This is a genomic window from Algoriphagus jejuensis (genome assembly GCF_039523455.1).
In the GTDB taxonomy this organism is placed as follows: Bacteria; Bacteroidota; Bacteroidia; order Cytophagales; family Cyclobacteriaceae; genus Algoriphagus; species Algoriphagus jejuensis.
In genome coordinates, this window is sequence record NZ_BAAAFI010000039.1 from 20879 (window position 1) to 41371 (window position 20493).

A 20493-nucleotide genomic window follows, 5' to 3' on the forward strand; every position below is an offset into this window, starting at 1 on the left:
AGTTTCGATCAAAGTATGAACTGCGCACTGATCTTCACATGAAAAGGCTTCGCCCCCGGATTGTCCAGATAGGTCATCCGGTGGAAAAAATCCACCCGGAAAAACTTGAAGATATTCTCGATTCCGTAGCCCAGTTCCAAATAGGGATTCCCAAAATCGAGACGTCCAAAGGTGTTGAGTGGATTGCCATCGGGATCGACAGCAGGGACATTTTCCACATTGTAGTCCTTCACCGACCCCCAGAGGACATTGGCGCTACCGACTAGTCTCCATTTCAGGCGCTGGATGAGCGGAATGGAATTGAGCAAAAAACCCTCAAAGGCATGGCGATACCGGATGCTGAAATATTGATCGGAGGTGAATTCGGTGAAATTCATAGTATTGAAAGCCGCCGTGGTGTAGAACAGCGTCTCGTTACCCAAGTGATTTTTCAGAATGGGATACGGCACTTCACCGAAGATCTTTCCGGCATCCAACTCATATCTGCCGACGCCCAAAAGCCCCAGATTGATGCGCTGATAGACGTACAGGCTGAGCTTCTGGTACTCCAAATCTCCTCCGAGCCACTTCATTCCTCTGGTATAGTTGACTTCAAAAATCGGCCATTTGAGGGAACCAAGTGAAGCGCGCTCATTGTCATTGATGATTACAATCTCGTCTTTGCCATAGCGGATTCCTGCTCGGATTTCGGTCGTTGCAAAATCGGATTTATATGCTCTCGTATCTTTTTCCAAATAATAAAAATCATAGAGCGGGTCGAATTGACCGACGTTCATTCCGGCTTTTACCAAGAATCCTTTGAAAAACTCCCGCTGCAGGTTCAGCCCATGATTGGTGCTGAAATAAGGACTCCGCAGCGTACCAAACCTGCTGGCTGCCAAAAAGATGCTGTTGCTTTGCAGGTTGGCAATCTCCAATCCCACTTGGTCGATCTCTTTGTTGGAGTAAGCCTGCACTGTCGTCCAGTGGCTTCTGTCCAGAATCCGTGTGGCCGACGCTGCATACTTCCATTTCATATCCCCAAAGCCATAAGCCAGATAGCCTTTCAGCTCCCACTTTTTGCTGAACTTATAATTGGTCCGCAGGCCCATGCCGAGTCGGACATTTTCGATGTTGTTGTAGTTGAAAAATCCCGGCCACGGGCCGATGTCGATCTTACCGATCGGTTTATAGCCAGTCGCAAAAAACTTCAAGCCCTCAGAATAAAATCGGATGATTGGTATTGTCTTCAAGGTATCCACCATCTGTAGCACAGCCAATTCCTCCGAACTAAGCGGGTCCGGGCGATTTGCGACCCAAAAGTCGTCCTCTGCCATCCCAAAATCTGCCTGCAACTCAACCGCCTGATTGAAGAACTTGGTCTCCTTGGGTTGGTTGACCACCACGCTATCTGTAGCGGTATAGAACTTCGCCAACAGGCCCGCCGTGTCATCGGTCACTTGGGCGATCTTGATCAAAACCCGCGTTTTGGACGGAATCAACGGGCCTGCAGCGCTCGGACCTAGTTCCTGTTGGATCTTGATCCGATCCACAAAATTCAAGTTCGCAGCTTTGGGAATCGTCAGGTCGACTTGCTTGAGCGAATAGTCTTCCTTTTTGATCCATATTGTACCCGTGAAAGCCAAATCTTGCTCCCGTCGTGGATAGACCTGAAGCTTGTAACAGGTGTCCTGTCCCACCAAAACCGAATCCAACAAATCATAGTCGTAGAAAGACTTCCAGCTATCCGAAATCGGCGAAACAAAGTCCTTGTTGAGGATGGAGAGCCAGTTTTTGTAAAAATTGTATTCCTGGAACACCGAGCCCGTGATCTGAGAAGTAGTCGAGCCGTCGGTGATTCCGACTCCGGTGACTTTGGATTTTTCGATCACTTCCTTTCGCAGTTCGGGATTGTCTCGGTAATAAAACTTCGAAACCGTCTCCGAGAAGAATACGGGAAGGATTTTTTCTCCTTCGTCATTGGTCAGTTGCCGGATGCTGTCCAAGACCTGCGTAACCTTCTGTACCGACTTTCTCTGTCTGAATTCTTCCGAAAGATTGTCAATATCGATCTCAATCTTGGTGTAATTCTTGGTCTCATAAGCTAGCAAAGACCTTTTATCAAAAACCTTTCGCCTCTCCGCAGCCCTTCTGATGATCTCAAAAGCAGGATTTTCTCCAGCTTCAAAAACAAACGCATCAAGTTCAAAATCACTCGGTCGCAGCTGAAAATTGAGAACCTGATCTGGCTGATCCGACAGCGCTTTGGATTGGCGGAAATATCCCAGATAACTCACCACTAAGCTATCGCTCAGCGATTTGGCCTGGATCAGATAATTCCCTTCAAAATCCGTGGTAATTCCAGTCGTAGTTCCCTTCAGGATGACATTGACAAAAGCGATCGGATCACTTGTTTCAGCATCTGTCACCTTTCCCCTGATAGTAAACTGGGCCCAAAGGGAAGTGGAAAAAAGTGAGAAAAAGGCAATAAAAAGGGTTTGACGCATTGAAGGTATTCTCGCAGAAAACAGAAATCAGGCGCAAGTTAAATTCAAACCGGATTGAATTGGTTCGAAGCGCTGATGAATTTTCCAAAATCATCGCCTTCTCTAGCTTATCAAATACTCTTGAATTGTGTTTTCGACCTGTATATTTGAGACCAAATTTACTTTGAAAATGACATATGATGTAGTAATTGTCGGCGGGGGAATCGTCGGCTTGGCCACTGGGTTGAAAATACAAAAAGCACGTCCCGGTCTGAAAATCGCGGTTTTGGAAAAAGAAAACCAACTGGCAAAACACCAAACCGGCAACAATTCGGGCGTCATCCACTCGGGCTTATATTACAAACCGGGGTCACTTAAAGCCACCAATTGCATCAGCGGATATCATGAGCTGATTCGATTTTGTGAGGAGGAAAAGATCCCATTCGAGATCACCGGCAAAGTTGTCGTTGCCACACGAGATGAACAAAAACCACTTCTGCAAACGCTCTTGGATCGCGGTCTGCAAAATGGTCTGGAAGGTTCTAGGTACATCACCATGGAGGAATTGAAAGGCTACGAGCCACATTGTGCCGGAGTCGCCGCGATTCATGTGCCGCAGACCGGCATCGTCGATTATATTCAGGTCGCTCTGGCCTACGGAAGAAAAATCATCCAAAACGGAGGTCAGATTTTTCTCAATCATAAAGTTCTGAAGATAAGCCAAAAGAAAGGATTCAACTACATCGAAACGGCAAATAAGACTTTCGAAGCCAAGCTGGTGATCAACTGCGCCGGACTCTACTCCGACAAAGTTGCACAGATGAACGATCCTGCAATTGACGATGTCAAGATCATTCCTTTTCGAGGTGAATATTTCAAGCTGAAAAAGGAAAAAGAATATCTCGTCAAAAACCTGATCTATCCAGTTCCCGATCCGAATTTTCCTTTCCTCGGGGTCCATTTCACAAGAATGAAAAAGGGCGGAGTGGAAGCTGGTCCAAATGCCGTTTTGGCTTTCCGCAGGGAAGGATACAAAAAATCGCAAATCAATCTGGGAGAATTGGCTGAATCACTGGCCTGGCCTGGATTTCAAAAAGTCGCTGCCAAATACTGGAAAACCGGGTTTGGAGAGATGTATCGCTCGTTTTCAAAAGCCGCATTCACCAAAGCACTTCAGGAGCTCATTCCAGAGATTCAGGAAGGCGACCTGGTCGAAGGCGGTGCCGGCGTGAGAGCTCAGGCCTGCGACCGAAGCGGTGGGCTATTGGACGACTTTGCCATTCGAGAGTCTCAATTTGCAATCAATGTCCTAAATGCCCCATCTCCTGCCGCTACAAGTTCTCTTGCCATTGGTGGAACCGTCGCGGGCATGGCGCTGAAGAGATTTGAATAGTCCGCTATTCCAAGTGATGGGTGACCGAGTCCGGAAAATAGCGATTCGCAAAATCTACCATTTCATCGCCACGCACCAGGTCCAAAACTGTCAATTCAGAGGTATGAGTGTGCCCCGTCGCGCCGAGTAGCTCCTTGACGGCATGGACGGTGTTTTTGTGAAAATTGTAAACACGCTCCGACTTATCTGTCACGACCAGGCCTTTTTCCAAATGCTTATCCTGAGTGGCGACGCCCGTCGGACAGGCGTTGGTATTGCAGCGCAGCGCTTGGATACAACCTAGACTGAACATAAATCCTCTGGCCGAATTACACATATCTGCGCCTAATGCAAGGTTTTTCAAGATTGCAAAACCACTGATTGCTTTGCCAGATGCGATTAACTTGATTCTGTCTTTCAGGTTGTATTTCACTAAAGTCAATCGGGCAAAAATTAAAGCTGGCTCCAAAGGTAATCCTACGCTGTCCGAAAACTCAAGTGGTGCGGCTCCCGTGCCTCCCTCTGCCCCATCGATGGTGATGAAATCCGGTAAAATATCAACTGCCACCATCGCCTTACACACATCCTCAAACTCCTCTGTCTTTCCGATGCAAAGTTTGAAACCTATAGGCTTTCCTCCAGAGAGATCCCGAAGTCTCTGCACGAACTGAACCAGCTGGTCCGGGTTGGAAAAAGCCGAATGTGCAGGTGGCGATAAGATGGTTGTTCCTGGGACCACTCCTCGAATGCCTGCTATTTCAAGGGTATTTTTTACCCCGGGCAGCACACCGCCGTGTCCTGGCTTGGCGCCTTGGGAAATCTTGATTTCAATCATCTTAACCTGCGGCCATGCGGCTTTTTCTTTGAATTTTTCGTCATCGAAAAAGCCCTGTTCATTCCGACACCCGAAATATCCAGTGCCGATCTGCCAGCACAGATCCCCTCCAGCCAAGTGATGTGGCGATATCCCTCCCTCTCCGGTATTATGGAAAAAATTTCCCTTTTTGGCACCCTGATTCAGAGCCAAAACCGCATTGCCGCTCAGTGAACCAAAGCTCATCGCCGAGATATTGAAGATAGAAGCAGAATAGGGCTGTTTACATTTTGGCCCACCAACCACCACCCGAATGTCTTTCTCGTCTGGATTTTTGGCATAGATCGAATGCCGAAGTGCAACATAATCTTCCATGTTGATATCTCGTTGGGTTCCAAAAGGATGAGTATCATTCACGTTTTTTGCGCGACGATAAACCAAGGCGCGAAGGTTTCGGCTGAACGGCCTACCGCTGGTGTTAGACTCGATGAAATACTGCTGGATCTCAGGGCTGATTGATTCCAAGAAGTAGCGGAAATGCCCCACCACCGGGAAGTTTCTCAGGATGGCGTGTTTTTTCTGAAAAGCGTCATACACACCCAAACAGCCAATTAGGAAGATCACCACCAAAATCAGGTATCCGATCCTAAATGAACCGAAGTCATTCAGCCACATGAAAAACAAGGTTGACAAGAAAAGGACGCCAAGGCCAACTAATGATAATTTTCTCATAAAACAGGGGAATTATATTTCGGAAAATAACAATTCCCGATCAATCAAGCCCCATGCAAAAACGCTAAGATTCTAATTTCTCCAAAAGTAAATTCTTTGTCCTGAAGCGAAAAACCGGTGTGTCCTCCCCTTTCGGGCATTTCGAGAAAGAGATTTGACTTGGATTCAGCAAGCTTTATTGGATAGCACTCCGCACCAAGAAGCGGATCATTGAGTGCATTGACGATCAAGGTAGGAATAGCGATCCGATCCATCCAATTGTCAGCACTGACGGTTTTGTAGAAATCCGCCGCATCCTTAAAACCGTGAAGCTTCGCAGTAAACTGCGTGTCGAAGGCATCAAAATCCTGCACCCTTCGCAACAATTCCAAGTCGATCAAATTCGGAAACTGGACTGCTTTAGCTTCCATTTTCTTTTTCAATTTGCCCAGAAAGCGATTTTTATAGAAAAGATTGGAGCGTGACTTAAGTGTAGCAGCACTGGATGCTAAGTTGCAGGGCGTAGAATAAACTGCCGCTTTCGTGATTATTTTCGGAAGAGACTCACCCTTCTCTCCCAAATACTTCAGCGTCTGCGCGCCACCCATGCTGACGCCGGAAAGAACAATCTCCTGATAGATATTTTGTCCTAGCACGTGATCGACCACCGTTTCTAGGTCATAGCTTGCACCATGGTGATAGAGAATCGGCTTCAGGTTCATCTCACCGCCACATGTTCGATTATTCCAGACCAGTACGTCAATTCCGCTTTGGTTGAAAATCTTCACCAAGCCCAGCGCATAGTGCCGCCGGGAATCTCCTTCGAGGCCATGCGATAGGATCAGTAGCTTGGCACCGCCGACTTTTGACCAATCCAAATTCAAAAAATCGCCATCCGGCGTGTCGATTTTTTCCCTTGTATACTCGACGCCCGCGACCTTTCTCCACAGACTTGGAATAATGGTTTCCAGATGCCCGTTGAAAAGGTAGGCTGGGGGCTTCAGATAAGTACTGGGAATTATTGGCATGGGAAAACTAAATCTTCACCTCAAAGTAACGCAGGGATAACCACAGCAAAAAAACGGAGGGATACTTTTGCGGAAGAATTTTTCATCATAGGGTATAGATACAAAAAGGGAGCCGCGGGTGTGTGCTCCCATTTTTACTCTTTCAATCGCTTCACATCCAGAAGGACTAAATCCATCAAGATCAAAAATGAAAGGAAGTGCGATTCAAATGCTAGCCCAAAGCCTTGAGCGTCCAATATTTCTCTTCCTTCCTCTAGGGAAACTGCCACCTGATCAAAATCAAACATAACCAGCGTAGGTTTGATCTTATGACGAATTTGTTGAATTTTAACTTTGTCTTTTTCAATGCGACCCTGTGCGTAGACAGTCTGCAACTCCATTAGTCCGGTGTAGATGGCCGAGATCAGTTCACTTCTAAACTCATCATCTCCTTCAGCCATATCCAGAATCCGTTGGTTCAATTCCAGGTTATTGCTCATAGCATTTTCTCTTTAACGGACTTTCCGGCTAGGTATCCAGTCGACCAGGCAGCTTGAAAATTAAAGCCGCCTGTGATTCCATCAATGTTTAAAACTTCGCCGGCAAAGTATAGGTTGGGGTGATACTTACTTTGCATGTTTTCGGGATCAACCTGATCTAAAGTGATCCCGCCCGCTGTGACGAATTCCTCTTTGAAGGTGGTTTTCCCGCTTACAGCCAAAATATAACAAAAAAGGTTTTGAACTAACTTGTTTACGCTCTTTTTTGTAATATTTCCAGAGAGGGTGTTGTCGTATATCTCTGCTCTGTCGCAAAAATGCTCCCATAGCCGAGAGGGAATATCAAACAAAGGATGGGTGCGAACTTTGCGCAACGGGTGCGCTTTTGCGTAGTTAAGGAACTGCTCCAGATAGTCATTTTCACCATATTCCGCATTCCAATTGACGATGGCGCGGGCTTGGTACTGATGCTCGTGAAGCCATTCGGCTCCAAATGCCGAAAGCTTCAAAACGGCCGGACCGCTGATTCCCCAGTGGGTGACCAATATCGGGCCGCGATAGTTCAGCTTGGTTCCTTCAATCTTCACCAGTCCCTCCGGTACAGCGACGCCCATGAGTTGTCGAAGCTGCTCGCCCGGAGTATTAAAAGTAAAAAGAGATGGAATCGGGTCATTTACTTTGTGAATGAGTGAGTTAAGAAATTGATACCCCTCGGATTTGGGATGTCCTCCGGAGGCGACGATGACTTTGTCCACCCTGAAAACTCCCTTCTCCGTGATCAGTTCAAAACCCTTCTCGATCGGGTTTAGCTCTTTAATTCCAGTCGAAACGTGAATCCTGATTTTCAGTCGCTCGGTTTCCTTTTGTAGGCAATCGATGATGGATTGAGACGAATCGCTTGTGGGAAAAACCCTTCCATCAGGTTCGATCTTCAACTCTACGCCTCGGGATTGGAACCAGTCAAAAGTGTCGGAAATAGAAAAATGACGGAAGACGCGCTTTAGAAATTTTTCTCCCCGAGGATAATTTCTCACCAGCTTGGAAATCTCCATCGGGCGATGGGTCACATTACATCTGCCCCCCCCTGAGACCTTGACTTTGGAAAGCAGCTTGGGGGTTTTCTCAAAAATCGCCACTTCGATTCCAGGTCCGCTAGCATGGATCGCTGCGAAATAACCTGCCGCACCGCCTCCGATTACTGCAACTTTCAATTTCTATATTGAGTTAATAGTCAATTAATTAGAATTACCTTTTTCTACGGGTGAATGAACCCAATATTCCACGGGCCAATTCTCGAAACAAGGTACGACCGAGCTGCCTCACCATGGTGTTTTTGCTCAGTTCTTCAATCAAAGATTCGTCTTCCTTGGTACGGGAAGTAGTGCGACCTCCGGAGGAAGGCTTCGGAAGTTGCGCTTTCTCTTGAGCCTCTTGCACACTTTGCATCTTTCGCTCCAAGATCTCGAATGCACTGTCATGATCGATATCTTTGTTATACTTGTACACCAGATCCGACGAGGCCACCAATTGATCAATCTCCGGTTCGGTGAGAATGTCCATGCGGGAGATTGGCGCTCTGACCAGGGTATGCGAAAGTGGAGTCGGAATTCCTTTCTCGTTCAGTGCAGTAACCAATGCCTCTCCGATACCCATCGCTGTCAGTACCTCCGCCGTTTCATAGAAGGGCGAGTCCGGATAGTTCTCTGCAGTTTTGGTAATGGCTTTCCGGTCTTTGGCTGTGAAGGCTCTCAAAGCATGTTGCACTTTCAGCCCCAACTGACCCAACACATTTTCGGGTACATCAGTAGGAGTTTGGGTGCAAAAGAAAACACCTACCCCCTTAGATCTGATCAGCTTGATGATGGCTTCGATCTTTTCCAAAAGATCTTTGGACGCATTACCAAAGACCAAATGCGCTTCATCGATAAACAGGCAAAGCTTGGGCTTATCGGCATCCCCTTGCTCTGGAAAGGTCTCGTAGATCTCAGAAAGCAAACTCAACATAAATGTCGAAAACAGCTTTGGCCGACTCTGAATATCCGTCAATCGAATGACTGAAATCACACCCTTTCCATCTTTGGTTCGCACAAAGTCGGTGACATCAAACGACATTTCACCAAAAAATCGCTCCGCTCCCTGCTGCTCCAGCTCGATAATCTTGCGCATGATCGTATTGACCGAAGCAGAGGAAACCTGCCCAAATTCCTTTTGAATGGCCTCTTTTCCTTCATTGGTAATAAACTGCAACACCCGCTTGAAATCCTTAAGATCCAACAAAGGCATATGGTGGGTGTCGCAATACCGAAACACCAATGCGACGACACCCTGCTGGGTATCATTCAATTCCAAAATCTGTGAAAGCAATACCGGCCCAAACTCCGAGACGGTGGCTTTGAGGCGCACACCTTTTTCCTCTGAGATAGACATCAGCTCCACCGGCAAGCCTTGTGGGCTATATTCTACCCCAATTGTTTCAGATCGATTTAAGATGAAATCATTCGTTGTTCCCGGTTTGGCCAACCCAGAGAGATCCCCCTTGAGGTCCATCAGGACAGATGGTACTCCTTTTAGCGAAAGCTGCTCCGCAATGACCTGAAGTGTTTTGGTTTTTCCAGTGCCGGTCGCTCCGGCAATCAGTCCGTGGCGATTCATCGTCTTAAGTGGAACTTTGACCTGCGCCCCTGGAACAGGACTACCATCTAAAATCCCTGAGCCTAGGACGATAAAGTCTTTTTTAAATACCTGACCTTCGGCTAGGTGTGTTCTAAACTGATCTATTTTACTCATTGGTGGAAAGATTTGCATTCCAAACTACAAAAAAACCCTGAGTCTCCTCAAGGTTTTAGATAGCTGTAAAACTCTAATTGCTCGATCAGTGAGTTACCTTCGGGTCGAGTGCTTTCGCCTGTGCTATAAAATCCTCGACTTTGGACAAGGGTGGTACAACCTTGGTCAGCCCTTTTTCTTCCTGCGTTTTGGTCAGCGCTGCATGCAGGTTTTCCGCGTTTCTGGTTCGCAATTCCTTAACAGTGTCCACTCCGGCAGCCTTTAGCAATTCAGCAAATTGGCTTCCGATTCCATTGATTCTGAAAAGATCTGCCATGTTTACCCAATCGAGGATTTTTCCCTCGTCAATTCCAGAACTTGCAGCAATTGATTTTCGACCCGATTTGGCTCCACCTTTTTCCAAAAGCCCCTCCACGCTGGTTATTCCTGCTTCGGCCAGTTTTCCTTTGAATACCTCTCCGATTCCCTCGATCATCGTGATTGTCTTACTCATCGTTTTTAAGTTTATATTTAAAATGAAAAAAGAAAAATCCGACCCTCAGACTTCCTGTTTAAATCCAAAATAATTACAATTTTTCGAACACAAAACGGAAAATCCAAAATCTTGATCTGACCGACTGCAAATTTTAACTTTGAGTTGAAATCGGAGTTAAGTAGTTTTCGAGGAATTAAATAGAATAGACTTTGCCAGTCCAATACCGCATCCCAGTCCTGCTTTTCTTTGTTTTCCTTCCGCTTATCGGTTTCAGTCAGGTAAACCTCGGCCAGACCGACAGATGGATGAAAGGTGCGCTCGCTGCAATGGAGCGAAGCGACTATGCCACTGCCAACTCCATCTTCAGAAATCTGATCGATTCCGGCCTTCCTCTGCCAGACGAGATGCCCTATTACTTCTCCGAAACGTTGTTTGAATTGGGCCAATACGACAACAGTTCGAACTTTCTAAATAAATATCTCGAATTAACCGGATTCAAGGGAGAGAATTATGAAGGCGCTAAACAGCTACAGACGAAACTAAAAGAACCTATTGCCTCGATTCAAGCTTGCCAACTCTGTGATCGCCGTGGATACCGCTACGAGGTCTGCTTCACTTGTGATGGATCCAAGCAGATTGAACAAGTGTGTGACTATTGCAAATCAAAAAGGATCGTTGGGTGCAGCAGATGCGCCGCCTCTGGGATGATCCGGAAAGTGAACGTGTTTAACATCGTCGAGTATTTTGAGTGCGAACGATGTGCAGGCAAAGGCCGCCTGACCTGCCCCGAATGCGAAGGCTCAGGCACCGATGTCACTGATTGCAAAACCTGTTCCGGAGCGGGTAAGATTACTTCAGACACCCTGTGTGATCATGAGCCACACGAGCATAAAGGCGAAGCAGGCAAATAGATTAATCATCCGGTGTCCCCACTTCAGTGATATTTGTGAGTGGAAAGGATGTTTGGGAAATAATAAGTAGCCACCGGTGCCTGCGTACGAAGTTGCATGAAACTTCGCTGTCCGATCATTTTGCTTTCGCCCCCCAACCTAAAAAACTCATTCCTAGCTGTTTACTATCAATTGGCTGTTGGCGCCAAATCTCGTGATTCTGGTATCTTGCGTCTGAGTTCTTGATACTTAGGTCTGACTGTTCAAAACAACATTCCTGCAACCGTGGCTGTCATCAAGCAAGCTAGCGATGATGCTGCCAACGAGATAAAGCCCAGTCGACTGAGATTGCCTTGTTGGTTGGGAGCAATGATGGATATACCTCCTAGCTGAATCGCGATGGAACTGAAATTAGAAAATCCACAAAGCGCATAAGTAGCGATCACAATGGATTTAGAATTCAAGGTGCCGGCCTCTTTCATCTCCGCAAGGCTCAAATAAGCCACAAACTCGTTGATGACAGTCTTTTGCCCCAGAAGACTCCCTATCTGCAGGGTATCTACCCAATCCACTCCGATCACCCAAGCAAACACCCTAAACATTTGCCCAAAGATATATTCAAGAGAAAAGCCTTTGAACTGTCCATTGGTGGAGTTTTCGACGAAAGCGTTCAACCCGGTGTATTCCCCGATCAAACCGCTCAGGCAGTAGTTAATCGCTGCGATCACGGCGATAAACGCCAACAGCATGCCACCGACGTTCAGCGCAAGTTTCAACCCTTCCGCCGCGCCGATCGACATTGCATCTATCAGGTTTACCCCCATGGCTTCCTTATTGACTTCGAGCTTGTCTTGGACGATTTCCTTTTCTGTTTCTGGGATAAAAATCTTCGAAAGAACAATCGCCGCCGGAGCGTTCATGATACTAGCCCCTAGCAGGTAAGCCGCAAATTTGCTTTGCTCCTCCAAGCTATCTCCACCGAGAAATGCTACATAGCCCGCCAGCACACCTCCTGCAATCGTAGCCATCCCACCTGTCATCAGGCACATCAGTTCGGATTTACTCATCGTGGGGATGAATGGGCGTACCAAAAGCGGGGCTTCAGTCTGTCCGAGAAAGATATTTCCAGCTGCAGAAAGCGATTCCGGGCCAGAGAGACGCATCGTACGTGCCATTACCCAGGCGATTCCAAAAACGATTTTTTGCAAAATACCCAAGTAATACAATCCCGCTGAGACTGTCGAAAAGAAGATGATCGTCGGCAATACTTTGAATGCGAATATAAAACCAAAGGTATTTCCAGCAAGGTCCCCAAAAATAAACGTCGCGCCAGCCTCACTGAAACTCAAAAACTTAACGAATCCCTGAGAAAGCGTCTCAAAGCCTACTCTGACAAATTCAACCTTGGTTATCAAAATACCAAAAACTAATTGCAGTAAAATCCCGATTGCTACAAGTCGCCAGTCTATTCTTCTCCGGTTGTTAGAAAAGAAGTATGCTATCACCACGATGATCGCAAGTCCTAAGACTCCTCTCAAATATTCCATGCAATTCAGTTAAAATACGAAGCGCTAAAAATAGCCCAAACCGAAGCAAGAAAAAAATGATGAATTTCTGATCCAAGGGGATTTTCTAATTTCAGATGACAGGCGGCTAAGCTTTGAAAATTAAAACAGAAAAGCCGAATACGTAAGCCCGAAAAAAATGGCATTCGTGTTGGTACCGAGCGTTGGTATTACCCTGAATCTTTCCCAAACCAAACAAGGGGAAACTGGTTACCTTTTGTACGCTAAAACCGTAAAACTATAGGAAAATGAAAATTTTTGAATGTAGCAACTGCTCCAACCCACTCTTCTTTGAGAATACAAGCTGTGAAAAGTGTGGACACTTTTGTGGATTTTCTGTCTCAAACCTACAGATGTTGACTTTTGCATCCACCGAAGATCCCATGATCTCAGACCGAGAAAAAGAGGCTTATCGGTACTGTAAAAATCATGAATTCTCCGTTTGCAACTGGTTGATCCCAGCTGCGCATGACGAGGAATTTTGCGTCGCCTGCGCCCTCAACCGGACAATCCCCGATCTATCCGATCAAGAAAATTTCAAAAAATGGCAAAAGCTGGAAGAAGCAAAGCATCGCTTAGTCTACCAGCTGGAGAGGCTAAAGCTCCCCTTTGTAAATCGTACTTCCGATCAGGAAAGTGGCCTTTGTTTTGACTTTATTTCACAAAAAGAAGATTCCAGTATAATGACTGGGCATGCGGGCGGCGTGGTTACGATCCTATTATCTGAGGCCGATTCGGTGCACCGTGAGCTCATGAGAAGACAGATGTCTGAACCCTACCGAACGCTTATCGGGCATTTCCGGCATGAAGTCGGACATTATTTTTGGGATCTACTAGTTGCACCAAACGCGAAACGGCTGAAATACTTCAGAAAAGTATTTGGCGACGAGCGAGTTGACTACGGAGAAGCACTTAATCTCTATTACCAAAACGGCGCTTCGGCCGATTGGCAACAACACCATATCAGCGAATATGCCACAGCCCATCCCTGGGAAGATTGGGCAGAAAGCTGGGCACATTACCTACACATCATGGACATGGCAGAGACTGCCTACTATTTTGACATATCGACAAAACCCAGGTTAAGTTCCGTCAACACCCGCTCGGCTATTCGAACCGATCCTTACAAAGTTTCTAGATTCGACAGGATCTTTAGATCGTGGATACCGGCTTCTTTTGCCCTTAACAGCTTAAACCGATCAATGGGCGTACCAGATGCCTATCCCTTTGTGGTCAGTCAGCCTGTAGTCGAAAAGATGAAAACAATTCACGAATTGGTGATGAAGGCGAGGTGAGTATCAAAACCTGGTTCTGTTTCCGAAAAAATCGGGACGATTGGCCAACAGAAACAAATCTGCACCCGCTGGAGTTTATTGGAGTCATTTTTACGTGTAGAAAATTAAATCTAGAACGCAAATTTAAATTTCGTACCGAATAGTTTCTAATTCAAAGAAAATAATCGGAAGAAAGTGGCTGCATCAACCTGCCTTCACCACTTCTCCAATCCCAACAGCTTCTTGCCCAGAGGGCTCAGTTCGGCTTGTGGATACCTCGTTTGTTCCAAATTTCTCGGATCGCCCGGAAATGCATAGCCTTCCGGTGCAATGCGGTTTTTCCAAGAAGAAATCCGCCATTCTTTTAGTGAAGTATTTTCTTCCTGAGCTGGCATCATTGAAATATACTGAGCCATGCGAACCTTACCCATACTTCGATTTGCACGAATTCCATGAGGCTGCGTGCTGTGAAAGATCAATAAATCCCCTGCTTCCATCGGAACTTTTACCGGTTCGAAGCCAGTGGTATCCGGCTTGTAGCGATCTCGATCTGGAGGTTGGTTAAGTTTCCAGGTGTCGTAGTTTCGATACAATTCCGGGACACACTGGAAGCCCCCCATATCAGGGTCAGTCTGATCCGCCAGTGCCAAAACGCCCTGCACATTCTGTGGCTTGGTCTCTGGATCATAGTCCCAGTGGATGAATGCATTATATTCATGACCTGGTCGGATGGGGAAATTCAGGTTCGCCCGATCAATCGACACCCAGAGTTTTTCGGTGCCCCAGATATCCGCAAAGGCCTGATGGATTTTGGGATACTGACGATTGTCCCAAAGACACTGATTATTGTAAACTTCCACCATGCCGGTATTAATGAGTTCCTTCATCTGAATTTCCGCGCGTGGCGGAGTGTACCAGGTTGCTGGATCATTGGGCTCCTTTTCCTCAAACTCCCAGAGGAAGGCCGCCGTCTTTTCCACTTGTTCTTTGGGCACGGCATTTTTGATCACGATATAGCCATTTTGCTTCCAAAAAGACCAATCCTCCTCCGTCAAAACCCGCAGCGAATGTGAACGCACTGCGCTCATTTTATCCAGATCACTGTTGCTCTCCGGAGTACTGGGATTTCCAGGGATTGCGATATGTGCTCCAAGTATTAAGTCCATCATACGCTAATCGTTTGGTTGATGATCGATTCGTTTCAGTTATAACCAGTAAAACGCTATTTTCACTTCCCGGGTCGCACTCTCAATGATTAAAGGTTCATTGCCCGACTTCAAATCCAAATTGACTAATATGCTTTGGATTTAAAAAAACTATTGAAAAATCATCACACTCAACACTCTCGAGCAATGGCAGCTGAAGGAACAAAAGAAAATCCGTGGAAATTAAAAACCCCTCCATTGACATCTGACTACGAAATGTATAAAGATGTAAAAGACGGCAAAGAAGTGATTATGTGCATCGTTGGCAAGACGACGCTTATTTATGACCTAAAATGCTTGACCGACCTACAAGCCATGCTAAAAGCGCATGGGGATTGGATGGAACTCGGAAGTGCAGACGAACAAAAGCCTGCAAAAGAAGGAACAGTTGAAGCTTGGGGGCGTTCGGAAAATAATCCAAACGGTGGTTGGTATGGACTAAAAAAAGGACTTCGTGGGCGGTTTGGGATGTATATCCCTCCGTTAATGGAGAAACTTGGACTTGCAGAAGTGACCCACGATGCAAGGGGAAATAAAATGAGGGCAACGTGACTCTGCTGACCTTGACGAACCAATAACAGCACCTAGCCAAAAGATTGGAGTTTGCGGACAAGAAAATCGGGGCTAACACCGTTTCAAATCGAGTGAAGCGCTTAGTGAGAGTTTTGTTTCTCAGATCAAGTTATTGCTATAAACCCCTACTCTTTAACAGAAAGTACTTTGTGGCAGTTCTCTAAGGGGCTTTCAGCTTTCTCCACTGTGAAAAATAGACAAAAAAATCCCGAGGCTTTCACCCCGGGATTCCTAAAATTAGGTCAGTCAGACTAGATAAATCGGTTGACCAGATTTTCAAAGTATTCCTGCTTGCCGCTGATCGTAGCCGGTTCGCCCGAAGCGAGGGCGTGAGCACGGAGATCTTCCAAAGTCAGCTTGCCGGCTTCGAAGTCTTTTCCTTTTCCTGAGTCATAGCTGGCATAGCGGGTCTTTCTTCTTTCCAAGTAGTCGGACTTTTCCATAATGTCCGCTGCGATCAATAACCCTCTCGCAAAGGCATCCATGGAACCGATATGCGCCAAGAACAAATCTTCGACATCAGTAGAGTTTCTACGAATCTTCGCGTCGAAGTTTACACCGCCGCCTTGAAGTCCTCCAGCAGCCAAGATGACCAACTGTGCTTCTGCCAATTCTTGCAGGTTTAGCGCAAATTGATCGGTATCCCAACCGTTTTGGTAATCACCTCTGTTCGCATCTATACTGCCCAACATTCCTGCATCTGCGGCCGCCTGAAGCTCGTGCTGAAAGGTATGACCCGCCAAAGTCGCGTGGTTCACTTCGATATTCAATTTGAAATCCTTGTCCAGGCCATAGTGACGCAAGAAGCCGATCACGGTCTCTGAGTCGAAATCGTATTGGTGCTTGGTAGGCTCCATCGGTTTAGGCTCGATGAAAAAAGTTCCTTTGAAGCCATTCTTGCGTGCATAGTCTCTGGCCATGGTGAGGAATCTCGCCAAGTGTTCTTTCTCACGCTTCATATCGGTATTGAGCAAAGACATGTAGCCTTCACGACCGCCCCAGAACACGTAGTTCTCACCACCCAATTTGATCGTCGCGTCGATCGCATTTTTCACTTGAGTACCTGCGAAAGCAAGCACATCAAAGTTCGGATTGGTCGATGCGCCGTTCATGTAGCGCGGATTGCTGAATACGTTGGCAGTGCCCCAAAGCAATTTCATACCCGTCGCCTTCTGCTTTTCCAGTGCGTAGTCGGTGATGAGTTTCATTCTTTCCTCGTACTCTTCCAAAGTCGCCGCATCATCGATCAAGTCGATGTCGTGGAAACAATAGTATTCAGCTCCGATTTTGGTAAAAAACTCGAAAGCTGCGTCCATCTTGTCCTTTGCTCGTTGGATCGGATCCGGGCTGGCATCCCATGCGTGGTTAATGGTGCCTGGGCCAAAAGGATCGGCGCCAGTGGCACAGAAGGAATGCCAGTAAGCGATGGCAAACTTAAAGTGTTCCTTCATGGACTTGCCTGCTACTACGCGGTTTTCGTCGTAAAAACGAAAAGCCAATGGGTTTTCACTTTCACGGCCTTCAAACTTGATCTTGCCGATGTTTGGGAAATAGGTTTTAGACATAATTTAATTGGTTATAATAGGTAAAATAGGTTTTCAGGATTCTATCCGGCGATCCCGGATTTGAGCAATTCATTAAGCTTATCTTCCCAATGGAAATAAGCATCCATGTAGGGCTGACTAAAGTTCGGATTGGGTTCCATCGTCTCCAATAGCTCCAGGCCTTCGAAGGCCTCCTTTTCAGAAGCAAAAACTCCGGCTCCAATCCCCGCACCTCTTGCGGCACCCTGCGCACCGTCTGTATCGTAGAGTTCCAAATTTACCTCATTCATCTGAACAAACGTCTTTCTGAATAAGGGACTGAGAAACATATTTGCCCGACCGGCCTTTACTGTATTGAGATTCATGCCCATAGATTTCATTATGTGAAATCCATAAGTCAGAGACGCCACGATTCCCTCCTGTGCAGCACGTACCAGATGCTTTCGGTCGTGTTTTAACAGGTCAAGCCCAAGCAGGTGTGCGCCGACGGGTTTGTTTTGCATGATTCGCTCGACGCCATTTCCAAAGGGAATGAACACCAATCCTTCAGATCCGATCGTTGCACCATTGCCAATCGCGTTCATTTCTTCGTAGGATATCCACTTTCCACCCATGACTTTCTTCAGCCAGGAGTTTAGAATCCCTGTGCCATTTACACAAAGCAAAACACCATAGGAAGGTTTTTTCTCTGAGTGGTTGACGTGTACAAAGGTATTGACGCGGGAATTTGGATCGTAAAGTGGCGAGTCGCAAACCCCATAAACCGTCCCTGAGGTGCCCGCAGTGGTAGCAAGTTCTCCGGGTTTTAATACCTGAAGAGAAAAGGCGTTGTTCGGTTGGTCGCCTGCCCGATAGGAAATCGGTACGCCAGCTTCAAGACCGGTTTCTTTGGCAGCTGCTGCCGTTACTTTTCCCTGAACGGAGAAAGAAGGAACCGCTTGTGGAATCCATTCTTTTGGGATTTCCATTTGCTTGAGCAGCTTTTCGCTCAGCCCATTTTCTTTAAAATCCCAAAAGATCCCCTCGGAAAGTCCGGTTTCGGAAGTAAGAATTTCACCGCTCAGCTTCATGGCAATGTAATCGCCCGGAAGCATAATCTTATGAATCTTGGCGGCAACTTCCGGCTGATTTTCAATCACCCAGCGAAGTTTGGAAGCGGTGAAATTTCCTGGCGAATTCAGTAAATGCGGCAGACAATAATCCTCTCCGAGCGCCATAAAGGCCTTTTCTCCGATTGAAACCGCACGGCTGTCGCACCAGATGATGGAGGGTCGCAAGACATTTTGATCTTTGTCCACACAGACGAGTCCGTGCATCTGATAGGCGATGCCGATGCCTTTGAGTTCGCCGGATTTAACTTCAGATTTATTGAGAACAAAGGCAGTGGTTTCCTTTATGTACTTCCACCACATCTCCGGGTCTTGTTCCGCCCAGCCAGTTTCAGGGGCATTGATACCCATTTCCTCTTCGGGAAAAGCCTTAGAGGCGATCGATTTACCCGTAGTTGCGTCAAGTAATGAAGCCTTGATAGAGGAACTTCCTATGTCAAGGCCCAATAGTAATCTTCTCATTCTTAATTTTTTACCAGAAAATGGTGTAAAGTGCCGCGATGATACCCGTGATCAAGATAGCTCCGATCTTGAATTCAGTGCTCGTTTTAAACAGTTCCGCATTAACTTCGATGCTATTCGGATGATCCTTGCCTTTGCCTTCGACCAAGCTGATTACAATCATCAAGGCTGCCAAAACTAGGAAAACGACGCCCATTCGATCTAGGAAAGGCAGATCAGGCAATACGATTTTCAATACAACGGAAAGCGGAATACTCAAAGCTGCACCCACGAGCGCGGCATTGGAAGTGGTTTTTTTCCAGAAAACTCCAAAGAAGAAGATCGCAAATACGCCCGGGCTGATAAATCCGGTGTACTCTTGGATAAACTGGAATGCTTGATCCAATTGTCCCAAAGCCGGAGCCACAATCGCCGCGATGATAAATGCCACGACAGCTGTGATACGACCGACTTTCACCTGATTGGCTTCAGAGGAAGCTTTGCCAAAATACTTGCTGTAGATATCCATCGTGAAGATGGTCGAGGTACTGTTGGCCATCGACGCCAGCGAAGAAACAATCGCCGCAGTCAAGGCGGCAAAAGCCAAACCTTTCAAACCTGTCGGCAATACTTGAAGCAACGTCGGGTATGCGCGATCAGATTTGATAATGCCTGTCACCGGATCCTTCATCGAATCGATGAAGCCAGCATCTATCCCATTGTTGACAATCACCAAAGCGGCAATCCCCGGAACAACCACTATCAAAGGCATCAACAACTTCAGGAAGCCCGCGAAAATCATCCCCTTTTGGGCTTCATCCAAGCTTTTCGCCGCAAGTGCACGTTGGGTAATGTATTGGTTAAAACCCCAATAGCTCAAGTTGGTGATCCACATCCCACCGATCAGTACCGAAAGCCCGGGCAAATCGCCGTAGGCATCACGGGTTCCGCCTTTTCCGTCAGGGATCATCATCTCACCTTTGTCCAAGATCATGGAAAAGTGTCCAGGAACCTCTTTCCTCAAAATCCCCAATCCTTCCCAAGCGTCACCACTACCGACCATTTGCAAAGCGATATAAGTTGTCGCCAAACCGCCAGCGATCAAGAAAACCACTTGCACGACGTCAGTCCAAGCAACGGCTTTCAATCCACCATAGATGGAATAGAGCATGGCAAACAGCGCCAAACCGACGATTCCGTAGGTCATTGGTACATTGAGAATGGTATTCAAACTCAAGGCTCCGAGGTACAAGACGGAGGTCAGGTTGACAAAGACGTAGAGCAACAACCAGAAGACGGCCATTGTGGTGCGTACTCTGGTGTCATAGCGATCCAGAAGAAATCCCGGCATGGTGTAGATCCCCTTCTTGATGTAAATGGGAAGAAAAAAAATCGCAACTACCAAAAGTGTGGCCGCGGCCATCCATTCGTAGGTAGAGATCGCGAGGCCGAGCGCAAAGCCCGAACCTGACATCCCGATAAATTGCTCAGCTGAGATATTAGAGGCAATCAGGGACGCTCCGACGGCCCACCATGGCAGGGCTTTGGAAGCAAGAAAGTAATCGGAGGAGTTCTTGACGTGGCCTTTTTTCTCGCGAGAGACGAAAAGCCCCATTCCTATAATAAGGAAACAGTAGCCAAAGAAGACAACTAGGTCAATGGGTTCTAATAGCATACAATAGGTTAGATTGGTGGTTTTGGGTAATGTTAAAGGTTTATAGTTTAAATTTTACTTTTTAAGGTCGATAAATATAAGGGTTT

Annotated in this window: 16 protein-coding genes; 4 read left to right on the top strand and 12 right to left on the bottom strand. The window is 46.7% G+C overall.

All coding sequences use genetic code 11. The features are described 5' to 3' along the window. Positions 1-8: 8 nt before the first annotated feature. Positions 9-2486 (bottom strand): DUF5686 and carboxypeptidase-like regulatory domain-containing protein, encoded by a 2478-nt coding sequence (locus tag ABD031_RS15550; RefSeq protein WP_343853086.1) that lies wholly within the window; start codon positions 2484-2486, stop codon positions 9-11. A gap of 169 nt (positions 2487-2655) precedes the next feature. Between ABD031_RS15550 and lhgO the strand changes: the two genes are divergently transcribed. After that, positions 2656-3858: an L-2-hydroxyglutarate oxidase gene (gene lhgO / locus ABD031_RS15555; protein WP_343853087.1), complete on the top strand. Its 1203-nt coding sequence runs from the start codon at positions 2656-2658 to the stop codon at positions 3856-3858. A gap of 4 nt (positions 3859-3862) precedes the next feature. Here lhgO and ABD031_RS15560 read toward each other — a convergent pair whose 3' ends face one another. The 6 genes from ABD031_RS15560 to ABD031_RS15585 all read right to left on the bottom strand — a co-directional run bounded on the left by ABD031_RS15560 (position 3863) and on the right by ABD031_RS15585 (position 10149). Beyond that, a complete protein-coding gene (locus tag ABD031_RS15560; protein ID WP_343853088.1) occupies positions 3863-5383 on the bottom strand; it encodes an FMN-binding glutamate synthase family protein in 1521 nt (506 codons plus the stop codon). A gap of 44 nt (positions 5384-5427) precedes the next feature. Then, entirely contained in the window at positions 5428-6390 is a 963-nt protein-coding gene (locus ABD031_RS15565) for a YheT family hydrolase (RefSeq protein ID WP_343853089.1), read from the bottom strand. Between the two features lie 134 nt (positions 6391-6524). Continuing rightward, a complete protein-coding gene (locus tag ABD031_RS15570; protein WP_343853090.1) occupies positions 6525-6869 on the bottom strand; it encodes a hypothetical protein in 345 nt (114 codons plus the stop codon). After that, positions 6866-8080: a BaiN/RdsA family NAD(P)/FAD-dependent oxidoreductase gene (locus ABD031_RS15575; protein ID WP_343853091.1), complete on the bottom strand. Its 1215-nt coding sequence runs from the start codon at positions 8078-8080 to the stop codon at positions 6866-6868. The genes ABD031_RS15570 and ABD031_RS15575 overlap by 4 nt, the downstream gene beginning before the upstream one ends. A gap of 34 nt (positions 8081-8114) precedes the next feature. Continuing rightward, positions 8115-9656 carry a helicase HerA-like domain-containing protein gene (locus ABD031_RS15580; protein WP_343853092.1) on the bottom strand — a complete coding sequence of 514 codons (1542 nt, stop codon included), beginning with the start codon at positions 9654-9656 and terminating at the stop codon, positions 8115-8117. A gap of 85 nt (positions 9657-9741) precedes the next feature. Next, complete coding sequence (locus ABD031_RS15585) at positions 9742-10149, bottom strand: DUF4332 domain-containing protein (protein ID WP_343853093.1); 408 nt, start codon at positions 10147-10149, stop codon at positions 9742-9744. A gap of 191 nt (positions 10150-10340) precedes the next feature. On the opposite strand from ABD031_RS15585, the gene ABD031_RS15590 reads away from it, so the two are divergent. After that, the gene (locus ABD031_RS15590) at positions 10341-11042 is read left to right on the top strand and encodes a molecular chaperone DnaJ (RefSeq protein ID WP_343853094.1); all 702 of its coding nucleotides are present in this window, start codon (positions 10341-10343) and stop codon (positions 11040-11042) included. 242 nt (positions 11043-11284) lie between these two features. Here ABD031_RS15590 and ABD031_RS15595 read toward each other — a convergent pair whose 3' ends face one another. After that, complete coding sequence (locus tag ABD031_RS15595; protein ID WP_343853095.1) at positions 11285-12568, bottom strand: NupC/NupG family nucleoside CNT transporter; 1284 nt, start codon at positions 12566-12568, stop codon at positions 11285-11287. 266 nt (positions 12569-12834) lie between these two features. Between ABD031_RS15595 and ABD031_RS15600 the strand changes: the two genes are divergently transcribed. Further along, a complete protein-coding gene (locus ABD031_RS15600; RefSeq protein WP_343853096.1) occupies positions 12835-13881 on the top strand; it encodes a zinc-binding metallopeptidase family protein in 1047 nt (348 codons plus the stop codon). A 194-nt stretch (positions 13882-14075) separates the two neighbouring features. On the opposite strand, the gene ABD031_RS15605 is transcribed toward ABD031_RS15600, so the two are convergent. Beyond that, entirely contained in the window at positions 14076-15029 is a 954-nt protein-coding gene (locus tag ABD031_RS15605; protein ID WP_343853097.1) for a phytanoyl-CoA dioxygenase family protein, read from the bottom strand. A gap of 132 nt (positions 15030-15161) precedes the next feature. On the opposite strand from ABD031_RS15605, the gene ABD031_RS15610 reads away from it, so the two are divergent. Continuing rightward, positions 15162-15617, top strand: a complete 456-nt coding sequence (locus tag ABD031_RS15610; RefSeq protein ID WP_343853105.1) for a DUF6855 family protein — start codon at positions 15162-15164, stop codon at positions 15615-15617. A gap of 272 nt (positions 15618-15889) precedes the next feature. Here ABD031_RS15610 and xylA read toward each other — a convergent pair whose 3' ends face one another. The 3 genes from xylA to ABD031_RS15625 are packed head-to-tail and all read right to left on the bottom strand — an operon-like array spanning position 15890 to position 20407. Further along, a complete protein-coding gene (gene xylA, locus ABD031_RS15615; protein WP_343853106.1) occupies positions 15890-17203 on the bottom strand; it encodes a xylose isomerase in 1314 nt (437 codons plus the stop codon). A gap of 41 nt (positions 17204-17244) precedes the next feature. Then, a complete protein-coding gene (locus tag ABD031_RS15620; protein ID WP_343853107.1) occupies positions 17245-18753 on the bottom strand; it encodes a xylulokinase in 1509 nt (502 codons plus the stop codon). Between the two features lie 10 nt (positions 18754-18763). Further along, the gene (locus ABD031_RS15625) at positions 18764-20407 is read right to left on the bottom strand and encodes a sodium/sugar symporter (protein ID WP_343853108.1); all 1644 of its coding nucleotides are present in this window, start codon (positions 20405-20407) and stop codon (positions 18764-18766) included. Positions 20408-20493 lie beyond the last annotated feature (86 nt).